Consider the following 18,856-nt stretch of genomic DNA (forward strand, 5'->3'; position numbering starts at 1 on the left):
GGTTTACCCATTAAGAGGCCAGCCCATCTGTTAGGCTGATTAACCGATGCCAAAGCCACCAGAAGCATTCGCCCCATGGATGAACTGCGCAAGATCGACCTCAACCTGCTGCTCACCCTGCACGCCCTGCTCAGTGAAAGGCACGTGACCCGCGCCGCCCTGCGCCTGCACCGCAGCCAACCTGCCGTCAGCCACGCTCTGGCGCAGCTACGTGCGCACTTCGACGACCCGTTGCTGATCCGCCAGCACGGCCAGATGGCCCTGAGCGCCCGCGCTCAATCCCTGGCCAAACCGCTGCAAGATGCCCTCGGCAGCCTCAACGGCCTTCTGGCCGCGCCGCAGTTCGACCCAGCCCAAGCCCGCCGCCGCTTCAGGTTGTCGCTGTCCGACTATTCTTCGCGCATCATTTTGCCGCCCCTGGTTCGCCACTTGCGCCAGGTCGCCCCCGGCGTCGACCTGGCGATCAGCCAGGCCAGCCGCGAAACCATGCTCGCGCAGTTGCTCGATGGCGAACTCGACCTGGCCCTTGGCATCTTCCCGGAACTGCCAGCGGACATCCCCGCACAAACCTTGTTCGAAGACCGGTTCGTCAGCGTCGCCGATCGCCAGGTGCTGCCAGAAAAGGGCGGGCTGGCCCTGGATCAATGGCTGGCGCGACCGCACGTGCTAATGGCCATGCATCCGGATGCCCATGACGAGATCGAGCGCGCCCTCGCCGAGCAGGGCCAGCGTCGCCACATCGCCCTGGCGCTGCCGCACTGGAGCGCTGCTGTCGAAGTCCTTGCGGGCACCGACCTGATCCTGACGGTGGCCCAGCGTGCGGTCGGACCGATGCGCCAGCACCCTTCCCTGCGCCAGTTCACACCGCCGTTGCCGATCCCCGCCATCGCCTATCAACAGGCCTGGCACGCGCGCAAGGACAGCGACCCCGGCCATCGCTGGCTGCGCGAAGCCGTCTGGGCGTGCAGCCAGCCCGGGCAGTGATCAGCGTTCGGTCACGGCCTGGTCGGGCGACGGGGTGGACGTCCAGCCACCCTGGACCAGCAATACGCCGCCGAGAATCAGCAGCACCCCGGCAACCCTGGCCAGGTTCACTGGCTTGCTGGCAACGCCCATCAGCCCGAAGTGATCGACGATCACCGAGGTCAGAATCTGCCCTGCCACCACCAGCACCAGAAAGCCCGCCGTGCCCAGCTTGGGTGTCAACGCCGCAGCACCGGCGACATAAAGCGCACCCAGCACGCCACCGATCCACAGCCACCATGGGCCTTGCACTGCCTTGTTCAGGTCAGGCAGGGGCACCCGCAGAATCAGCAACGCCGCGATGACCACCACCGAACTGACCGTCAGCGAGGTGAACGCGCCCCACAGCCAGTGCCCCAGCGCACGGCCGACGGCGGCGTTGCTGGCGGCCTGGTAAGGCAGCACGAAGCCCGCAACCAGGGCCATCAGCACGGGAAGGAATGCCAGCAACAAGGTCTTGTAGGACATGAGGGGTCTCATCTGAAGTCAGAATGAGAGCATGATCGGCAATCGACAATGCTTATGGAAATAGAAATGGTGCACTTGAAATATTCGCACCATGCATCAGCCGGAATGTCATGCCCCGGCCCTTTCGCGGCTGAAGCCGCTCCCATATGGGAGCAGCGTGAACCGCGAATGGCCAGCAGCTTCAGCGCCAGGTATCGACCCGCAGCACTTCGGTGTAGATCGCATCGACGGTCTGGCCGACCTTGAGGTTCTTCATCCTTGCCTGCAGGTCAGGGTTCTCGACCTTGACCACCTGCAACTTGCCTTCTGGCGGGAGCAGGGTCACTTCATGGGTTTTCAGGTCGATCTTCTTGATCTGCGAGGTTACCCGAACCTGGCGGAAGGCTTCGCCGCCGGGGTTGGGGTTGTCCTTGGTAGCACGGATAGCCCCGGATTCCTCGGTAGCCTTCGGCGCTCCGCCTACATCGCTATTGAGCACATAGGCGATTGCCCGGGTGACGTAGATATCGACGTTGTCACCGACCTTCAAATTGGGCAGCGCTTTGGCCTTCTCGGTCAGTTGCAAGGTTACATCCTTGTCGTTAGGCCCCTTGACCGTGACTTGGCGGTTGGCCAGGTCGATGGCAGTGACCTGGGTTTTGACATGGCTTTCCAGTGCCTCACTGCCAATCGGAATCTCGGCAGCCTGCACCGTGAAGGTGGCAGCGGACATCAACGTGGCAAGGGCGACGGCGCGAGCGAGCGTGCAAATTGGATTCATAGGCTTGCTTCCCTGTGATCAAGACCGGATTGGCGCGTGAACGCTTCACGCACCGCTCCTACACCATAGCTGGAGTTACCGATTGCGCGTCACTCGCCACACGGTATTGGCCAGGTCATCGGCAATGATCAGCGCGCCCTTGGGGTCGACCGTCACCCCAACCGGGCGGCCCCGGGTCTTGCCATCCTCTGCGCGAAAGCCCGTGGCGAAGTCAATCGGCTCACCGGCCGGCTTGCCCGCCTTGAACGGCACGAAGATCACCTTGTAACCCACCGGGTTCGGGCGGTTCCAGCTGCCGTGCTCACCCACGAACACGCCGTCGGCAAACCGTTCGCCCATGGCCGGGATGGAAAAGTCCACACCCAACGCGGCGACGTGGGAGCCCAGGCTGTAATCCGGCTTGATCGCGGCAGCCACCTTGTCCGGGTTCTGCGGCTTCACCCGCTCATCGACGTTTTGCCCCCAGTAGCTGTAAGGCCAGCCATAGAAGGCACCTTCGCGCACCGAGGTGAGGTAGTCCGGCACCAGGTCCGGGCCCAGTTCGTCACGCTCGTTGACCACCGTCCAAAGCTGCCCGGTGCCCGGTTGAATGGTCAACGCCGTCGGGTTTCGCAAGCCGGTGGCGTAAGGCTTGTGCGCGCCGGTCACGGCGTCGATCTGCCAGACCATGGCGCGGTCGATCTCCACTTCCATACCGCGCTCGGTGATGTTGCTGTTCGAGCCGATGCCCACGTACAGGTAGCGGCCGTCAGGGCTGATGGTCAGCGCCTTGGTCCAGTGGTGGTTGATTTCGGCCGGCAGGTCGGTGAGCTTGGTCGGCGGGCCGCCGGCTTTGGTCTGTCCGTCCTGGTAGTCGAAACGCACCAGCGCATCCTGGTTGGCCACGTACAGCTTGCCATCGGCAAACGCCAGGCCATAAGGGGCATTGAGGCCTTCGGCAAACACCGTCTGCAGCTCGTAGGTGCCATCACCATCGGCATCGCGCAGCAGGGTCAGCCGGTTGCCGCCCTTGACCTGGGTATTGCCCTTGGCCTTGATCTGGCTGGCGATCACATCCTTGGGCTTGAGCTTGGCGGCACTGCCCCCGCGCCCCTCGGCGACGAGAATATCGCCATTGGGCAGTACCAGGCTCTGGCGCGGGATCTTCAGTTCGGTGGCGATGGCGCTGATGCTGAAGCCCTCAGGCACGGTGGGCTTCTGATCCCCCCACTGCGCCGGTTGCGCGATCTTCATGCTCGGCAGCAGGCCGCGCTCCGGGGCCGGCAGTTTCGGGTCAGGGCCCAGCGCCTGAGTGGGCTCGCCGTCACCGCCACAGGCGGCCAGCAGCAGTGCCATGCTCAACAACGACATTGCGTGCAAGGGTTTCATGCCTCACCTCCCGAGCGCAGGTTGCTCATGCCCAGCCATGCGGCCACGCAGGCCAGCACGGTCACGATCAGCGACAGCACCAGGCCCGTCGGCATCACTGCCCAGGCGTCCTTGGCGTGTTCGAAGGCGTTGATCAACCCCAGCACCCAGGTCACCAGCAACAGCAGGAAGTACAAGGTCGGCCGCCCGCCTTTGTGCGGCGCGCGGATCAGGTTGGCCAGCGCGAACAACAGGGCCAGCCCGCAGAACAGCAGGCCGCCGGCAATCAACCAGGCGGCAAAGTTGCTCCACTGGATCTGGTAGCTCTTGAAGTAGGCAATGTCGCTCAGCAGCGCGCCGAGAAACAGCGGGACCGTGCCGGCCAGCAGGATCGCGTGGAGCGGGCTGGGCGTGCATCGGTAGAGGGTTTGCTCTGTAGCGGTCACGGCGCCTCCTAATCAGTCGGTGACCCGGGGCTGACGGAGGCGCGGTGGCCTGGTCCGTCAGGCGTGCGCAGGGTGCGCTTAAGAAAGGATCACCTTGACGTTCGGATAGTTCACCGCTTGGCTTGATAGAAATATCCTGAAAGACTTTGCGCGCCGGAACGAGGGATACCATGAACACTTGCAGCTCACGACCCTACGCGTACTGGACTGCGCATGCACTGCTGGTCATCAGCCTGGTGATCAATGCCGGGTGTTCGAGCAAGACCAGCAAGGCCCGCCACTACGCTGCCGCGCCGGGCTCCAACTGTTACGCCAAGGCGTTGCCAAGCATCGGCGAAGGCGGCCTGGCCTGGGGCAACACACTGGGCATTGCCAAGCAGAAGTCGCTGAACAACTGCATCCGCTATGCCGGCCGCTCCGGTGGTACGCCAAATACCTGCCAGGTGGTGCTGGCCAAGTGCAAGAACTGAGGCAAGCACCGCGCCGTTCAATAGCGGATGATCACCACTTCCAGGTACTCGCTGGGCACCACCAATGAGGATGCCCCCGCCTGGTTGTGCTCGTTCAGCAACGCCGTCAGGTCCGCCTCCAGCGCTTGCGCCGCCTGCGCAGGCAACGCCGCGAAGGCCTTGTGCACCGGCCCGTACCAGGTGCGGAACACCTCGATGAAATGCGCCGCCGAACGGTAGCGGAAGTTGAATTGCTGGCGACTCACGTCCAATGCACCGATCTTGCCGGCAAACATCTCGCGCAATTGTTCTTCATCGCCCCAGCGCGACGGCGGTAAAGCGCCAGGTGGTGGTGGCACATGCTTGCCAAGGGTCTTGAACATCTGCCCGATGAAACCCTGCGGTGTCCAGTTGGCCAGCCCGATGCGCCCGCCCGGGCGGCAGACACGGGCCATTTCCCGGGCCGCCTGGGCCTGGTCGGGGGCGAACATCACGCCAAAGGTAGACAGCACGACGTCGAAGATAGCGTCCTGGTACGGCAGCGCTTCGGCATCGGCCACTTCGAAATCGATCTTGAAGTGCTCCGCACGGGCGCGTTCTTCACCGCGCTTGAGCAGTTCGGCCACATAGTCGGTGGACGTGACCCGGCAGCCGCGCCGGGCGGCGGCCAGGGTGGCGTTGCCATTGCCGGCCGCGACATCCAGCACCTGCTCGTCCCAGCGCAAATCGCAGGCCTCGGCCAGGCGTTCACCGACCAGTTGCAAGGTGGTGCCGATCACCGCGTAGTCGCCGCTGGCCCAAGCCGCTTGCTGGCGGGCCTTCAGTGCATTGGTATCCAGAGGAGTGCTCATGGTCTGCGCCTTCTTGTTGTGCGCGGCCGAGGTCCTTCTGGCGGTCTGCGCGCCATGAAATGGGATGGTTGTGAGCGGCATACAGCTAAGCGCTGATGTGGGGAAGCGGCAAGTACAGGGCAATATCAATTGGCAATAACTGCAGCAACTACGGGTTATAGGGGGCTGCTTTGCAGCCCTTTCGCGACGCAAGGCCGCTCCTACAAGAGTGCGCGGTCATCTGTAGGAGCGGCCTTGTGTCGCGAAAGGGGCGCAACGCGCCCCCAGGATGGGTCAGGCAAACCTGGCCCGCGCAGCATGCAGCTTCTTGTAGCTCTCGATCAGGCGCAGGTGACGATCCAGCCCCTCAAGCTTCATGCTGGTCGGCGTCAGCCCATGGAAGCGCACGCTACCATCGACCGAACCCAGCACGGCGTCCATCCGCGGGTTGCCGAACATGCGGCGGAAATTGGCTTCGTAGTCGGCCAGTTCCAGTTCGTCATCCAGCTGCACTTCCAACACCACGTTCAGCGCCTGGTAGAACAGGCCGCGCTCGACGGTGTTGTCGTTGAACTGCAGGAACGCCTCGACCAGTTCCTTGGCATCTTCGAAGCGCTTGAGCGCCAGGCAGATCAGCAGCTTCAGCTCAAGAATGGTCAGCTGGCCCCATACCGTGTTCTCGTCGAACTCGACGCCGATCAGCGTGGTGATGGTGGTGTAGTCATCCACCTCGCATTTGTCCAGGCGCCGACGCAGCGCGCGCAGCGCGCGGTCTTCGAGGCTGTGCAGGTTGAGGATGTCGGCACGGAAGCCCAAGGCGCGGTTGGTGTTGTCCCAGATCAGGTCCTCGACCGGATAGATCTCGGAATAACCCGGTACCAGGATGCGGCACGCGGTGGCGCCGAGGGTGTCGTACACGGCCATGTACACCTCTTTGCCGAGGTCTTCGAGGATGCCGAACAGGGTCGCGGCCTCCTGAATGTTGGAGTCCTCGCCATGGCCGGAGAAGTCCCACTCGACGAACTCGAAATCGGCCTTGGCACTGAAGAAGCGCCACGACACCACACCGCTGGAGTCGATGAAGTGTTCGACGAAGTTGTTCGGCTCGGTCAGCGCATGGCTTTCGAAGGTCGGTTGTGGCAGGTCGTTGAGGCCCTCGAAGCTGCGGCCTTGCAGCAGCTCGGTGAGGCTGCGCTCCAGCGCCACTTCAAAGCTTGGGTGAGCGCCAAACGAGGCGAACACGCCGCCAGTGCGCGGGTTCATCAAGGTCACGCACATCACCGGGAACTCACCGCCCAGCGAGGCATCCTTGACCAGCACCGGGAAGCCCTGCTCTTCCAGGCCCTGAATACCGGCGAGGATACCCGGGTACTTGGCCAGAACGTCCTGGGGAACGTCCGGCAGGGCCAGCTCGCCTTCGAGGATTTCACGCTTGACCGCGCGTTCGAAGATTTCCGACAGGCACTGCACCTGAGCTTCGGCCAGGGTATTGCCGGCGCTCATGCCGTTGCTGAGGAACAGGTTTTCGATCAGGTTGGACGGGAAGTACACCACCTGTTCGTCGGACTGGCGCACGAACGGCAGCGAACAGATGCCGCGCTCGGTGTTGCCCGAGTTGGTGTCGTACAGGTGCGAGCCGCGCAGCTCGCCGTCGGCGTTGTAGATCTCCAGGCAGTTTTCGTCGAGGATCTGCGCCGGCAGCTCATCCTTTGGCCCTGGCTTGAACCACTGCTCGTCCGGGTAATGCACGAACGGCGCGTTGGCGATGTCTTCGCCCCAGAACTGGTCGTTGTAGAAGAAGTTGCAGTTCAGACGCTCGATGAACTCACCCAGCGCCGAAGCCAGTGCGGCCTCCTTGGTCGAACCCTTGCCGTTGGTGAAGCACATCGGCGACTGCGCGTCGCGCACGTGCAGCGACCAGACGTTGGGCACGATATTGCGCCACGAGGCGATCTCGATCTTCATGCCCAGGCCGGCGAGAATGCCCGACATGTTGGCGATGGTCTGCTCCAGCGGCAGGTCCTTGCCGGGGATGTAGGTGGTGGTGTCGGCCACCGGCATCAGCAGGCCCTGGGCATCGGCGTCGAGGTTGTCGACCTCTTCGATGATGAACTCTGGGCCGGTCTGCACCACCTTTTTCACGGTGCAGCGGTCAATGGAACGCAGGATGCCCTGGCGGTCCTTCTCGGAAATATCCTCGGGCAGCTCGACCTGGATCTTGAAGATCTGGTTGTAGCGGTTCTCCGGGTCGACGATGTTGTTCTGCGACAGGCGGATATTCTCGGTGGGGATATCGCGGGTCTGGCAGTACAGCTTGACGAAGTACGCCGCGCACAGGGCCGACGAGGCCAGGAAATAGTCGAACGGGCCTGGGGCCGAACCGTCGCCCTTGTAGCGGATCGGTTGGTCGGCGATCACCGTGAAGTCGTCGAACTTGGCTTCAAGACGAAGGTTGTCGAGAAAATTGACCTTGATTTCCATGCGGGGATTACCGTGAGTTAAGCGGGCAAAACGAAATTGGCCGGCATTATCCGGGTTTTCGCCCCGCAAGTCCCCCCCTGCTTCCATACGCACCTACACAATCCAACGGATTGCTTGCCTGATCCTGCGGACCTGCGCCCGCCACCAGACCAGTGGCCGTACCTCTGTGCTAGCGTTTCTGGATTGGGGAACAACGTATTCCCCAGCGGACCATAGACGCCCACAACCGATGATCAGCAGGTAAGCCATGGAACTTCGTATCAACCAGAAGACCTATCAGGTCGACGCCGATGCCGACACACCTCTGCTGTGGGTGCTGCGTGACGACCTGGGCATGACTGGCACCAAGTATGGCTGTGGCCTGGCCCAGTGCGGGGCCTGCTCGGTGCTGGTCGACGGCAACGTCGTGCGGGCCTGTGTCACCCCCGTGGCCGGCGTGGTGGGGCGTGAAGTGACCACCATCGAAGCGGTCGAGGCTGACCCGGTGGGCAAGCGCGTAGTGGCGGCCTGGGTCGAGCACCAGGTCGCGCAGTGCGGCTATTGCCAGTCCGGCCAGGTGATGGCCGCCACGGCGCTGCTCAAGCACAGCCCCAAGCCCAGCGATGAGCAGATCAGCGCGGCGATGGTCAACCTCTGCCGCTGTGGCACCTACAACGCCATCCATGCCGCCGTGCATGCACTGGCCCAAGGGGAGCCGGCCTGATGAACACGCCCGTCGATACCCCTGCCGAACTGCTCAGGCTGCAACTGGGCGAAACCGTCAACCTGTCGCGACGGCGCTTCCTGGCCGGCACCGCCGTAGGTGCCCTGGTGCTGGGCTTCGGCCTGCCGATGGGCTCGGCCCGGGTGCAGGCAGCGGCGGCCGCTGCCCCGGAGCGCGGCACCCAGGTGCCGGCGTTCCTGGAAATCCGCCCGGACGGCAAGGTGCGCCTGCTCAGCCCGTTCATGGAGGGCGGCCAGGGCCCGTTCACCGCCATGGCACAGATTGTCGGCGAGGAACTGGACGTCGACCCGGCCAACTTCCTGGTCGATAGCGCGCCGCCCGGAGAAGCCTATGTGGTGATGGAAAACGGCCTGCGCATCACCGGTGGCAGCATGTCGGTACGCATGAGCTACCCGACCATGCGCCGCCTCGGCGGCCTGGCCAGGGCCATGCTGCTGCAGGCTGCGGCCGAGCAATGGGGCGTGCCGGTCGGCGAGCTGTCCACCGAGCCCGGCAAGGTCATTCACGCCGCCTCCGGCCGCTCGCTGGCCTATGGCGAACTGGCCAGCCGTGCGATGGACCTGCCGGTGCCGGACCCTGCCAGCATCAAGCTGCGCGACCCCAGCCAGTTCCGCTGGATCGGCAAGCCGGTGCGGCGCCTGGACGCCTACGACAAGTCCACCGGTAAAGCGTTGTACTGCATCGACATCAAGGTCGACGGCATGCTCCACGCCGCCGTGCAGCACGCGCCACGCCTGGGCATGACCGTGGGCAGCCTGCGCAACGAGGAACAGGTCAAGGGCATGAAAGGCGTGCATTCGGTGCATCAGTTGCCCGGTGCCGTGGCCGTGGTTGCCGAACGCTGGTGGCACGCCAAGCGCGCGGTCGAGGCAATTCAGGTGGACTGGAAAGAGCCGGGGGCCGACAGCAAGGTGCGGCCGATGCCGGCAGACTTTTCCAGTGACGGCTGGCGCGAGCATCTGGCCACCGTTGAAGGGCCGGCCCGCGACGAAGAGAACGAAGGGGATATCGCCGGCGCCCTGGCCAATGCCAAGACCAAGGTCGAAGCCAGCTACCACAACCAGTACCTCAACCACGCGCAGCTGGAGCCGCCGTCCGCCCTCGCCCGCTTCAACTCCGACGGCAGCCTGGACGTCTGGCTGCCCAACCAGGCGCCAGACATGTTCCGCGCCGACATCGCCAAGCGCACCGGCCTGGACCCTGCGCAGATCACCTTGCATTCGCCGCTGCTTGGAGGCTTCTTCGGCCGCCATTTCCTGTATGACTCCGCCAACCCCTACCCACAGGCCATCGCCCTGGCCAAGGCGGTCGGCCGCCCAGTCAAGCTGATCTGGAGCCGCGAGGAAGAGTTCCTGCGCGACGTGCTGCGGCCGGTCGCCGTGGTCAAGTTCCGCGCCGGGCTGGATGCCGACGGGCTGCCGGTGGCCATCGAAGCGGTAAGCGCCACCGAAGGCCCAACCGAAGCCCTCGCCGGCAAGCAAGGCGAGAAGATCGACCCCACGGCCCTCGAAGGGCTGTCGGGCAAGGCCTACGCCATTGCCAACAAACGCATCGCCCAGATCTACGTCAAGGGCCCGGCCATGCTCGGCTACTGGCGCTCGGTGGGCAATTCGCTGAACGACTTTTTCTACGAGTCGTTCCTCGACGAGTTGGCCGACAAGGGCGGCAAGGACCCTTACCAGCTGCGCCTGCACCTGCTGCGCGACAACCAGCGCCTGACCAACCTGCTGCATGCGGTGGCCGAGTTGTCCGGCGGCTGGAAGCGCGGGCCGTTCACGGCAGAAGATGGCAGCAAACGTGCCCGTGGCATCGCCATGGCCTCGCCATTCGGCTCCGAGGCTGCGGCAATCGCCGAGGTGTCGATCGAGAACGGCCAGGTCAAGGTGCATGACATCTGGCAGGCGATCGACCCCGGCAGCATCGTCAACCCAGCGATCATCGAGCACCAGGTCAACGGTGCGGTGGCCCTGGGGCTGTCACAGACGCTGCTGGAGGAAGCGGTGTTCATCGACGGCAAGCCCCGTGCGCGCAACTACGATCTGTACCCGATCCTGCCACCGTCACGCATGGCCCGGGTGCATGTGCGCATTGTCGAAAGCGGGGCGAAGATGGGCGGTATCGGCGAGCCGCCCTTGCCGGCGGTGGCGCCTGCCGTGGCCAACGCCGTGGCCCAGCTCACCGGCCAGCGGGTGCGTAGCCTGCCCCTGAGCCGCCACTCCTTCAGCTGACCGGACAAGGAACGCCCCATGACCCACAGCCGTTTCGCCAGAACCGCTGGCTGGCTGGCCGTGCCGTGCCTGGTCGCGGCCGGCCTGCTGGCCTGGTACGTGACCCGCGAGCCTGCCTCGCCCTTGAGCAGCGAACACATTGACCCCGCGCTGGTCAGCCGTGGCGAATATGTCGCCCGGCTGAGCGACTGCGTGGCCTGCCACAGCCTGCCCGACGGCAAGCCGTTTGCCGGGGGGCTGGCAATGGCCACGCCGCTGGGCACGATCCACGCCACCAACGTGACCCCCGACCGGGAGACCGGCATCGGCAACTACAGCCTGGCCGACTTCGACCGCGCCGTGCGCCATGGCGTCGCGCCAGGCGGCCGGCGCTTGTACCCGGCCATGCCTTACCCTTCGTACGCCAAGCTCAGCAATGACGATGTGCAGGCGCTGTACGCCTTCTTCATGAACGGTGTGCAGCCGGCGCATCAGCCGAACATCCCCAGTGATATCCCCTGGCCGTTGAACCTGCGCTGGCCCATCGCCCTGTGGAACGGCCTGTTCGCCGCCGACACGCCTTACTCGGCCAAACCTGCACAGGACGCGCTGTGGAACCGCGGCGCCTATATCGTCCAGGGGCCTGGCCACTGCGGCAGTTGCCACACGCCACGGGGCCTGGCGTTCAACGAGAAAGCCCTGGATGAAGCCGGTACGCCGTTCCTTGCCGGTGCCCTGCTCGATGGCTGGTACGCGCCCAGCCTGCGCAACGACCACAACACCGGGCTTGGCCGCTGGAGCGAGGCCGAGATCGTGCAGTTTCTCAAGACCGGGCGCAACCGGCATGCGGTGGTGTATGGGTCGATGACCGAAGCGTTCAACAACTCCACGCAGTTCATGAGCGACGAGGACTTGGGCGCCATCGCCCGCTACCTCAAGTCGCTACCCGGTGACCCACAGCGTGACGGTGCACCTTGGCAGTATCAGGCCGTGTCCGCCGACGCACGCTTGGCCAGCCCTGGCGCCCATACCTATGTCACACGTTGCGCCACCTGCCACGGGCTGGATGGCAAGGGCCAGGCCGAGTGGATGCCACCGCTGGCCGGCGCCACCTCGGCGCTGGCCAGGGAAAACGCCTCGGCGATCAACATCACCCTCAATGGCTCGCAGCGCATCGTTGCTGCCGGCCTGCCGGATGCCTACCGCATGCCGGCGTTCCGCGAGCAGCTGTCGGACCAGGAGATTGCCGACGTGTTGAGCTTCGTGCGCAGTACTTGGGGCAACGCGGGGGGGGCGGTGGATGCGCAGGCAGTGGGCAAGCTGCGCGGGCACACCGACCCGGCCAGCAGCAGCCCGATCATCTTGCACATGCGGTAGAAGATGTTGCCTGTGCCGGCCTCTTCGCGGCTGAAGCCGCTCCCACAGGGTCAACACTATGCTCAAGTGCTGCGCTGTACCTGTGGGAGCGGCTTTAGCCGCGAAGAGGCCAGTACCGGTATTGATTGAATCTGGTTTTAACAAGAGGCTTCCATGGAAAGCATCGACCTGCTGGTCTTGCGTACCGCCCGTGACTGGTTGCTGGCTGGCGAGCGGGTGCTGCTGGCCACCGTCGCCCGCACCTGGGGCTCATCGCCACGGCCAGTCGGCTCGATGATGGCCCTGCGCGGCGATGGCCGGGTGGTCGGCAGCGTTTCTGGCGGCTGCATCGAGGACGACCTCATCCACCGCTACACCACGGCGTACCAGGGCGACGGCATGCCCCAAGGCTTGCCGGACGTAGTGCGTTACGGCGTCAGCGCCGATGAGGCTCATCGCTTCGGCCTGCCCTGTGGCGGCACCCTGGAGCTGATCCTCGAATTTGCTCCGCCACTGGCGAGCCTGGAGCAATTGCTGCCATTGCTGGACAGCGGCCACTTGGTGCGGCGTGAACTACACCTGCAAAACGGCCAGGTGCAACTGACAACCACCCGTGCTCCGGAGCAGTTCAGTTTCGATGGTCAGCGCATGCTCAACACCTTGGGCCCTGGTTATCGCATGTTGCTGATCGGCGCCGGGGTGCTGGCCGAGTACCTGGCGACCATGGCGCTGTTCAACGGTTTCAAGGTGGCGGTCTGCGACCCGCGCCCTGAATACATGGGCGGGTGGAATGTCGCTGGCGTAGAGAAGATCGTCGGTATGCCGGATGACGTGGTGCGCGCGTTCGCCCCCGACCTGCGCAGCTGCATCGTCGGCCTCAGCCACGATCCCAAGCTGGACGACCTGGCCCTGCTCGAAGCCTTGCACAGCCCGGCGTTCTACATTGGCGTGATTGGTTCCCGACGCAATAACCTTTTGCGCCGGGAACGCCTGATCGAGCACTTTGGCGAAAGCGAGGCGTCACTGCGGCGCCTGCACGGGCCGATTGGCATCTATATCGGCAGCAAGACCCCGGCCGAGATTGCCGTCAGCGTCATGGCCGAGATTCTGGCGACCAAGAACAGCGTCGACTTGCCTGGTGCAGTCAATGTCAGTGAGGCAAAGCGTGCGCGGGAGGTTGATGTTCGGGCTGGGGGTGTTCGCCTTTAGGTGATTGGCGCTCGGTCTCACAGGTGCCAAACATCCAAAGGCGACCACCTCGCCCCACGAAAACGCTCGATCATCTACAGCCCTCGAAATGCGTCGGGCTGGTAAACGCAGACTCGTCCGCGATGCCGCTTGGCCTCGTACATCGCCTGATCGGCTGCCTTTACCAGTGCATCCACCTGGCTGGCATGGGCAGGCGCAAGGGCCAGGCCGATGCTTGGGGTGACAAAGTCGATGGTCACCCCACTGACGCTTACCGGTTCGGCCAGGACCTTGAGCAAACGCTCGGCCAGGGCACTGGCGGCCTGAAACCGGGTGCCCGGGACGATCACCGTGAATTCGTCCCCGCCGAGTCGATAGACCGTGTCCGGCTGGCGCAGGGCGTTGTTCAAGCGCTCGGCCATGCACACGAGCAGGGCATCGCCGACATCATGGCCGAAACGGTCGTTGACCTGCTTGAACCGGTCAAGATCGAGGAAGATCAACGCCAGCGGCATTGCACCGCCCTGCAGATGGCGGGCAAGGTCCTCAAGGAACGCCTTGCGATTGCCCAAGCCAGTCAGGGCATCCTGATGGGCCAGATCGAACAGCTGCCGCTGATGCAGCACATGCTCGCTGACGTCATGCAGGATGCCGCGATAGCCGATCAGTCGGCCGCCGGCGTTGTGCCGCCTGGATATCTGGGTCTCGAAGTGACCAATGCTGCCGTCAGCACGCCGCAGGCGAGCCGAGAGTGGCGCACCGGGCTCGGTTTCGGCAATCACGGGCTCTGGCGCCGTGGCGGGTTCCTGCTCTTCCTGCAGCGAGGCAAAGGTGCGCCCGACAACCTGGGCCGCCGGGTAACCGAGCAACCTGCAGAAGGCTGGGTTCACCGACTCGATCCTGGCCAGCTCGTCGAGTTCGAAGTAGCCGTCTTCCATGGCGTCCAGGATCGCCCGGTCGCGCGCTTCGCTCTGCTCCAGGCGGTCCAGCGCACGGTTCGCTTCACGCGCCAGCTTGCCCAGCTCGTCGCGCCCGTCGTCGGTCAGGCGCCGTCCTGCCGCCGCCGGGCCGATGGCCAGGAGCTCACCGTGCAGGCGGGCAATGCGCCGCAGCAAGGTGACATCCAGCGCGAGGTAGATCAGCAACCAGGCCAGACCGATGAGCCCCCCCGTAACCCCAAGGAACATATTGAGCTGCTGCTCGCCTTCCAGGTACAGATGACGTTCGCGGGTCAATTGCAGGCGCAGCTGTGGCTCGCCCAGGCTGTCCTGGAACAGCAGGTCGATACTCTGGTGGCGGCCATCGACCACCTGGCGATTGCCGATGCTCATGAGTTCAGCCTGCAGCACGGGCGGCGGCCGGTCGGTGGCCGACGGCAGCCAGGTAAGCTCGCCGCCCAACTGTTGTTGCAGCATGGCAATGCGCTTGCTGTCCAGAAAAGTACCCGCCAGCAATACTGCGCCGGGGCTTTCGCCGCTGCGTGCGGTATCCACGGCCACCAGAATCAGCGGCACCCTGAGCACTGCCAGCAATTGCGCAGGCGGCGCCACGTCCTGTGGCTGCAGCAGGCGCGCCAGTTGTTCAGCGACACCGTCATGCAGCGCCTGCAGCGTCAGTGGTTGAGCGCCGGCCGGGCGCTCCAGCGATGCCAGGTCCAGCGGCCGCCAACTCACCCGTTGCTCGCCATTGGCGAAATAAAGGATGAAGTCGAAGCCACTGCGGCCCAGCGTGGCGGCATCGAGCGGGAATGCCGATGGCACCGCCCCTGGAATGGCCTGTGCCCATTGTCGCAGGCGGTTGGCGTCACGCTCGAAACTGTTGCTCAGCAGGGCGCGCAGGCGCTCGGCCTCGGCGACCAACAGCCGCTCGTCCTGCTTGTCCAGGCGCGCCAGCAACATGCCCTGGGCCGCGAAATACACCAGTGACAACACCAACAACAACGGTGGTACGAACAGCCAGAGCAGTCGTGTGCGTAACTTCATGCGGGCTCCTCGTACCGTTGCTCGCCCGTATCAGGTGGCCGGGCATGGCCTGCCCGGTGCCGCCGCCGCCCGCACGGCCTCAGCCAGCTTGCGCAAATTGGCCTGGTGAGCATTGACCAGGTTTTCGATGCTGTTGTCAGCGCCAGTCTGCACCGAAGTGCGGCAAGTGAGTTCAGGCTCGCCCGGCCGCTTCAGGCGCCACAGTGTATCGAGCGAAGCGTATTGGCCCGGCACGCTGTCGAAGCGCTGCACATCGACCCGCAGCACACTGCCGGGGCCAGGCACCGGGCCGCCCAGCATGTCCTGCAACGCACTGCGGAACTCATCCACCAGGTTGGCGCCCCACCATTCGGTTTCCAGGATCGCCAGGCCGCTGCCGCCCTGGCGTACCACCAGTTGCGGGCGGTCCACCTGCGGCGGCAGGCTGACCCGGCTCACCTGCACGTGCTGGTTCGCGCCTTGCACCGGCTGGGCCGGGACCAGGGTGTGGTAGTTGTTCGGGGTACTGCTGCAGCCGCTCAGCCAGATCAGCAGGCTGGCCCCGCACAGGTTGCGCACTCGATGCATCAGCTGACACTCCTTTGGCCTTTCACTTTCAAGGTCTCAAGTCTTGCGCGCCGGCCGCTTTCGGCCGACCTCGAATCAGCGACTCGGGGTGGCGCCCCAGGTAGTCGGTCAGGTCGCGCAACGAACGCGACATGCGCTCCAGCTCGTCCAGCGTCTCGCCCAGCCGTTCGCGCTCCGGCGAATCCTTGTCGATGGTGGCGTTGGCAGCCTTCAACGTCTTCTGCATGTCGTCGAGGGTGGCTTTCACCCCAGGCAACGTCTGGCCGTTGATCTGCTTGAGGTTGGCACGCAAGTCACGCAGGCTGCCATCGAGGTTGCCGGCAATGCTTTCCAGCGGCAGCTTGCCGATACGCTCGATGAAGTGCTGCAACTGCTCCTGGAGCTTTTCCAGGCTCCCCGGCATGGTGGGGATGACGATCGGCTCGGCGGTCATGTCGAACGCGACCTTGGGCGCGTCCGGGTAGAAGTCCAGGGAAATGAACATCTGCCCGGTGATCAGGTTGCCGCTGCGCGCCTGCGCGCGCAGGCCATGTTCGACAAAGGTGCCGATCAGCTGTCGCGCGCCGTTGATGTCACCCTCGGTGTGCTTGAACGCTGCCAACATTTTCTGGTGCACCGGGCCCAGGCGCCTGGGATAGATCACTGCATCCACCACCACCGGGAAAATCTGCTTTACCGGGTCGTAATCGAGCTTGACCGAGGTGACCTTGCCGAACTCCACGCCCTTGAACTCGACCGGCGCTCCCACCGAAAGGCCACGCATGGACTGGTCGAAGCGCAGCTGCAGGTACTGGCCCTGGCCATTGGCCGGGGCCAATGCGGCTTCACGGTCGGCGAACAGTTGAAAATGCGCCTGGTCCTCGGCCGGTTGGGCGTCCGGGGCAAAATCGGGGGCGCCGAATGCCAGCCCGCCGACCAGAATCGATGACAGCGACTCGGTATCGACCTTCAGGCCATTGGCGCCGATCTGCATGTCCACGCCACTGGCATTCCAGAAACGGCTATCAGCCGTGACGAAGGCGTCGTAGGGCGACTGCACGAACACACCGATGTCGACGCCTTTGCCATCGTCCTGCAAGGCATAGGACACCACCTCACCCACCGGGATCTTGCGGTAATAGACGGATGCACCGATATCCAGCGAACCCAGGTCTTCGGCGCTCAGGACGAAACGCTTGCCCTTTTCGCCATAGGTGATAGGCGGTGGCAGTTCCAGGCCGGTGAAGGTCTTTTCAACCGTTTTCGACTCACCGGCATCGGCACCGATGAAGCTGCCGGAGAACAAGGTATCCACACCGGAAACCCCGCCTGCACCGATCCGCGGCCGTACCACCCAGAAGCGCGCCCCCTCGGTGGCGAACGAGCGCGCGTCGTTGTCCAGTTGCACGTTGACGATGACGCTGTTGTGGTCTTCGGCAAGGTCGACACTGGTCACTTCGCCAATCACCACGCTGCGGTACTTGACCTGCGTCTTGTGCGCCACCAGCCCTTCGCCGGAGCGAAAGGAAATGGAAATCACCGGCCCCTGCTGCATCCAGTTGCGTACCACCAGCGAGGCCCCCACCAGGATCGCCAGGATCGGCACGATCCACACCAGTGAAACATTCCAGCGCCGGGTGCGGACCTCCGCCTGCCCGGGCCCATTTCGCGCGTCACTCGCTTGCACCATCGGTGCGACCTCCATCGTTGTCAGCGTGATCCCAGATCAGGCGTGGGTCGAAGCTCATTGCCGAAAACATGGTCAGCACCACGACCATGCCGAAAAACAGGATACCCGGGCGCGGTTCGATGGTGCCCAGGCCGCGCAACTGCACCAGCGCGGCGACCAACGCCACGACGATGACATCCAGCATCGACCAGTAACCGATCAACTCGACGCCGCGATACAGCTGCGAACGCTGCCGGCGCGCCCAGCTCGAGCGGCGTTGGGCGGTGAACAGCAGCAGGCCAAGTGAGAAGAATTTGATCGCTGGCACGCCAATACTGGCGATGAAGATGATCAGGGCGATGTCCCAGGCGCCCGCCTCCCAGAATTCCAGCACGCCGCCACCGATGGTGCTGTCACTGCCACTGCCGAGCATTTCGGTGTGCATGACCGGTAACAGGTTGGCGGGTATGTAGAACACCAGCGCGGCCAGCAGGAAGGCCCAGCCACGGGTGATGGCGTTGGCCTTGCGCCGGTGCAGGGGCGCACCGCAGCGCGGGCATGAATGGCCCTTGCCCAGTTCACAAGCCAGCCCGCAACCGTGGCACAGGCACAGGCCGACGTCATCTGCCAATGCCGGGCTGCTCATACCTGCTCCCAGAGGTCGCGAATATCGCGACCGGCAATGTAGATGATCAGCATGCTGAGGGCGGCCAGGGCGATCAGGCCGATGCCCGGGATGACATCGAGCAGGCCGGCCAGTTTGATGACGGCCACCAATGCGCCGAGCAGGCAGACTTCCAGCATGCTCCAGGGGCGCAGCCCCTCCAGGCAGCGCATGCTCAAGGCGAAGCCTGGCGCTCGTCGCCCGGCCAGGGCAAAACTCAGCAACCAGCACAGCAGCGTGATCTGCAGCACGGGCGCGAAGATGATCGCCAGTGCCATGACCAGGGCGATGAAGGTGATGCTGCCACTGCTGAGGATCATCACCGCATCCCATAGCGTGGCGGAATTGCTCAACCCTTGCATGCCGATGGTCATGACCGGATACAGGTTGGCGAACAGCAGCAAGACACCGCCGGTGATGCTCAGGGCCAGGCGTTGCTGAAGGCTCAGGCCGCCATGCCGGTAGAGCACGCCGGCGCAGCGCGGGCAAAGGGCACGCTGATGGCGCTGCAGGGGCTCGCGCCGATACACGGCATCGCAATATTCACAGATGATCAGGGGCTCGGTCTGGCTCATGCGGTATTCCCGGATGCAAGTCTCTAGGCGTGCAGTCAGCCGTTGATTGACGCAGGGCCGAGCGTCGACATGAGCAAGCGTAGACGGGAAAGTTGCATTGCGTCGCCTGAGGGTGCATTGCGGATCCAATACCCCTGACAG

Annotated in this window: 17 protein-coding genes; 6 read left to right on the forward strand and 11 right to left on the reverse strand. The window is 64.3% G+C overall.

The genetic code is table 11. The features are described 5' to 3' along the window. Window positions 1–75 precede the first annotated feature (75 nt). The gene (locus ACIPW4_RS03015; RefSeq protein WP_400654643.1) at window positions 76–984 is read left to right on the forward strand and encodes a LysR family transcriptional regulator; all 909 of its coding nucleotides are present in this window, start codon (window positions 76–78) and stop codon (window positions 982–984) included. Here ACIPW4_RS03015 and ACIPW4_RS03020 read toward each other — a convergent pair whose 3' ends face one another. The 4 genes from ACIPW4_RS03020 to ACIPW4_RS03035 form a co-directional block, all read right to left on the reverse strand. After that, window positions 985–1,491: a DMT family transporter gene (locus ACIPW4_RS03020; RefSeq protein ID WP_400654644.1), complete on the reverse strand. Its 507-nt coding sequence runs from the start codon at window positions 1,489–1,491 to the stop codon at window positions 985–987. It lies immediately after the preceding gene. 181 nt (window positions 1,492–1,672) lie between these two features. Continuing rightward, window positions 1,673–2,251, reverse strand: coding sequence for a hypothetical protein (locus ACIPW4_RS03025; protein WP_400654645.1), 579 nt, complete (start codon window positions 2,249–2,251; stop codon window positions 1,673–1,675). Window positions 2,252–2,326: 75 nt separating this feature from the next. Further along, window positions 2,327–3,619: a PQQ-dependent sugar dehydrogenase gene (locus ACIPW4_RS03030; protein ID WP_400654647.1), complete on the reverse strand. Its 1,293-nt coding sequence runs from the start codon at window positions 3,617–3,619 to the stop codon at window positions 2,327–2,329. Next, a complete protein-coding gene (locus tag ACIPW4_RS03035; RefSeq protein WP_400654649.1) occupies window positions 3,616–4,044 on the reverse strand; it encodes a DUF2231 domain-containing protein in 429 nt (142 codons plus the stop codon). The genes ACIPW4_RS03030 and ACIPW4_RS03035 overlap by 4 nt, the downstream gene beginning before the upstream one ends. Before the next feature lie 170 nt (window positions 4,045–4,214). Here ACIPW4_RS03035 and ACIPW4_RS03040 point away from each other — a divergent pair, with 170 nt between their 5' ends. Beyond that, window positions 4,215–4,514, forward strand: coding sequence for a hypothetical protein (locus tag ACIPW4_RS03040; protein ID WP_400654650.1), 300 nt, complete (start codon window positions 4,215–4,217; stop codon window positions 4,512–4,514). 17 nt (window positions 4,515–4,531) lie between these two features. Here the strand turns inward: ACIPW4_RS03040 and ACIPW4_RS03045 are convergent, their stop codons facing one another. Continuing rightward, window positions 4,532–5,344, reverse strand: coding sequence for a class I SAM-dependent methyltransferase (locus tag ACIPW4_RS03045; RefSeq protein WP_400654652.1), 813 nt, complete (start codon window positions 5,342–5,344; stop codon window positions 4,532–4,534). A gap of 273 nt (window positions 5,345–5,617) precedes the next feature. Then, entirely contained in the window at window positions 5,618–7,804 is a 2,187-nt protein-coding gene (locus tag ACIPW4_RS03050) for an OsmC domain/YcaO domain-containing protein (RefSeq protein WP_400654653.1), read from the reverse strand. 247 nt (window positions 7,805–8,051) lie between these two features. Here ACIPW4_RS03050 and ACIPW4_RS03055 point away from each other — a divergent pair, with 247 nt between their 5' ends. The 4 genes from ACIPW4_RS03055 to ACIPW4_RS03070 all read left to right on the forward strand — a co-directional run bounded on the left by ACIPW4_RS03055 (window position 8,052) and on the right by ACIPW4_RS03070 (window position 13,300). Continuing rightward, window positions 8,052–8,507 (forward strand): (2Fe-2S)-binding protein, encoded by a 456-nt coding sequence (locus ACIPW4_RS03055; protein WP_400654656.1) that lies wholly within the window; start codon window positions 8,052–8,054, stop codon window positions 8,505–8,507. Next, complete coding sequence (locus tag ACIPW4_RS03060; protein WP_400654659.1) at window positions 8,507–10,756, forward strand: molybdopterin cofactor-binding domain-containing protein; 2,250 nt, start codon at window positions 8,507–8,509, stop codon at window positions 10,754–10,756. The genes ACIPW4_RS03055 and ACIPW4_RS03060 overlap by 1 nt, the downstream gene beginning before the upstream one ends. 18 nt (window positions 10,757–10,774) lie before the next feature. Then, window positions 10,775–12,112: a c-type cytochrome gene (locus tag ACIPW4_RS03065; protein WP_400654660.1), complete on the forward strand. Its 1,338-nt coding sequence runs from the start codon at window positions 10,775–10,777 to the stop codon at window positions 12,110–12,112. A gap of 153 nt (window positions 12,113–12,265) precedes the next feature. Further along, the gene (locus tag ACIPW4_RS03070; protein WP_400654663.1) at window positions 12,266–13,300 is read left to right on the forward strand and encodes an XdhC family protein; all 1,035 of its coding nucleotides are present in this window, start codon (window positions 12,266–12,268) and stop codon (window positions 13,298–13,300) included. Between the two features lie 74 nt (window positions 13,301–13,374). Here the strand turns inward: ACIPW4_RS03070 and ACIPW4_RS03075 are convergent, their stop codons facing one another. Genes ACIPW4_RS03075 through ACIPW4_RS03095 form a run of 5 tightly spaced genes read right to left on the reverse strand, consistent with a single transcriptional unit; the run spans window position 13,375 to window position 18,715 of the window. Further along, window positions 13,375–15,261, reverse strand: a complete 1,887-nt coding sequence (locus ACIPW4_RS03075; protein ID WP_400654665.1) for a diguanylate cyclase domain-containing protein — start codon at window positions 15,259–15,261, stop codon at window positions 13,375–13,377. A gap of 30 nt (window positions 15,262–15,291) precedes the next feature. Then, window positions 15,292–15,828: a membrane integrity-associated transporter subunit PqiC gene (locus tag ACIPW4_RS03080; protein WP_400654666.1), complete on the reverse strand. Its 537-nt coding sequence runs from the start codon at window positions 15,826–15,828 to the stop codon at window positions 15,292–15,294. Window positions 15,829–15,856: 28 nt separating this feature from the next. Continuing rightward, window positions 15,857–17,497 carry an intermembrane transport protein PqiB gene (locus ACIPW4_RS03085; protein WP_400654668.1) on the reverse strand — a complete coding sequence of 547 codons (1,641 nt, stop codon included), beginning with the start codon at window positions 17,495–17,497 and terminating at the stop codon, window positions 15,857–15,859. Next, window positions 17,481–18,122, reverse strand: a complete 642-nt coding sequence (locus tag ACIPW4_RS03090; RefSeq protein ID WP_400654670.1) for a paraquat-inducible protein A — start codon at window positions 18,120–18,122, stop codon at window positions 17,481–17,483. The genes ACIPW4_RS03085 and ACIPW4_RS03090 overlap by 17 nt, the downstream gene beginning before the upstream one ends. Next, the gene (locus ACIPW4_RS03095; protein ID WP_400654672.1) at window positions 18,119–18,715 is read right to left on the reverse strand and encodes a paraquat-inducible protein A; all 597 of its coding nucleotides are present in this window, start codon (window positions 18,713–18,715) and stop codon (window positions 18,119–18,121) included. The genes ACIPW4_RS03090 and ACIPW4_RS03095 overlap by 4 nt, the downstream gene beginning before the upstream one ends. Window positions 18,716–18,856: the final 141 nt, after the last annotated feature.

The sequence above is a fragment of the Pseudomonas sp. NPDC089996 genome (assembly GCF_044748405.1).
GTDB lineage: Bacteria > Pseudomonadota > Gammaproteobacteria > Pseudomonadales > Pseudomonadaceae > Aquipseudomonas.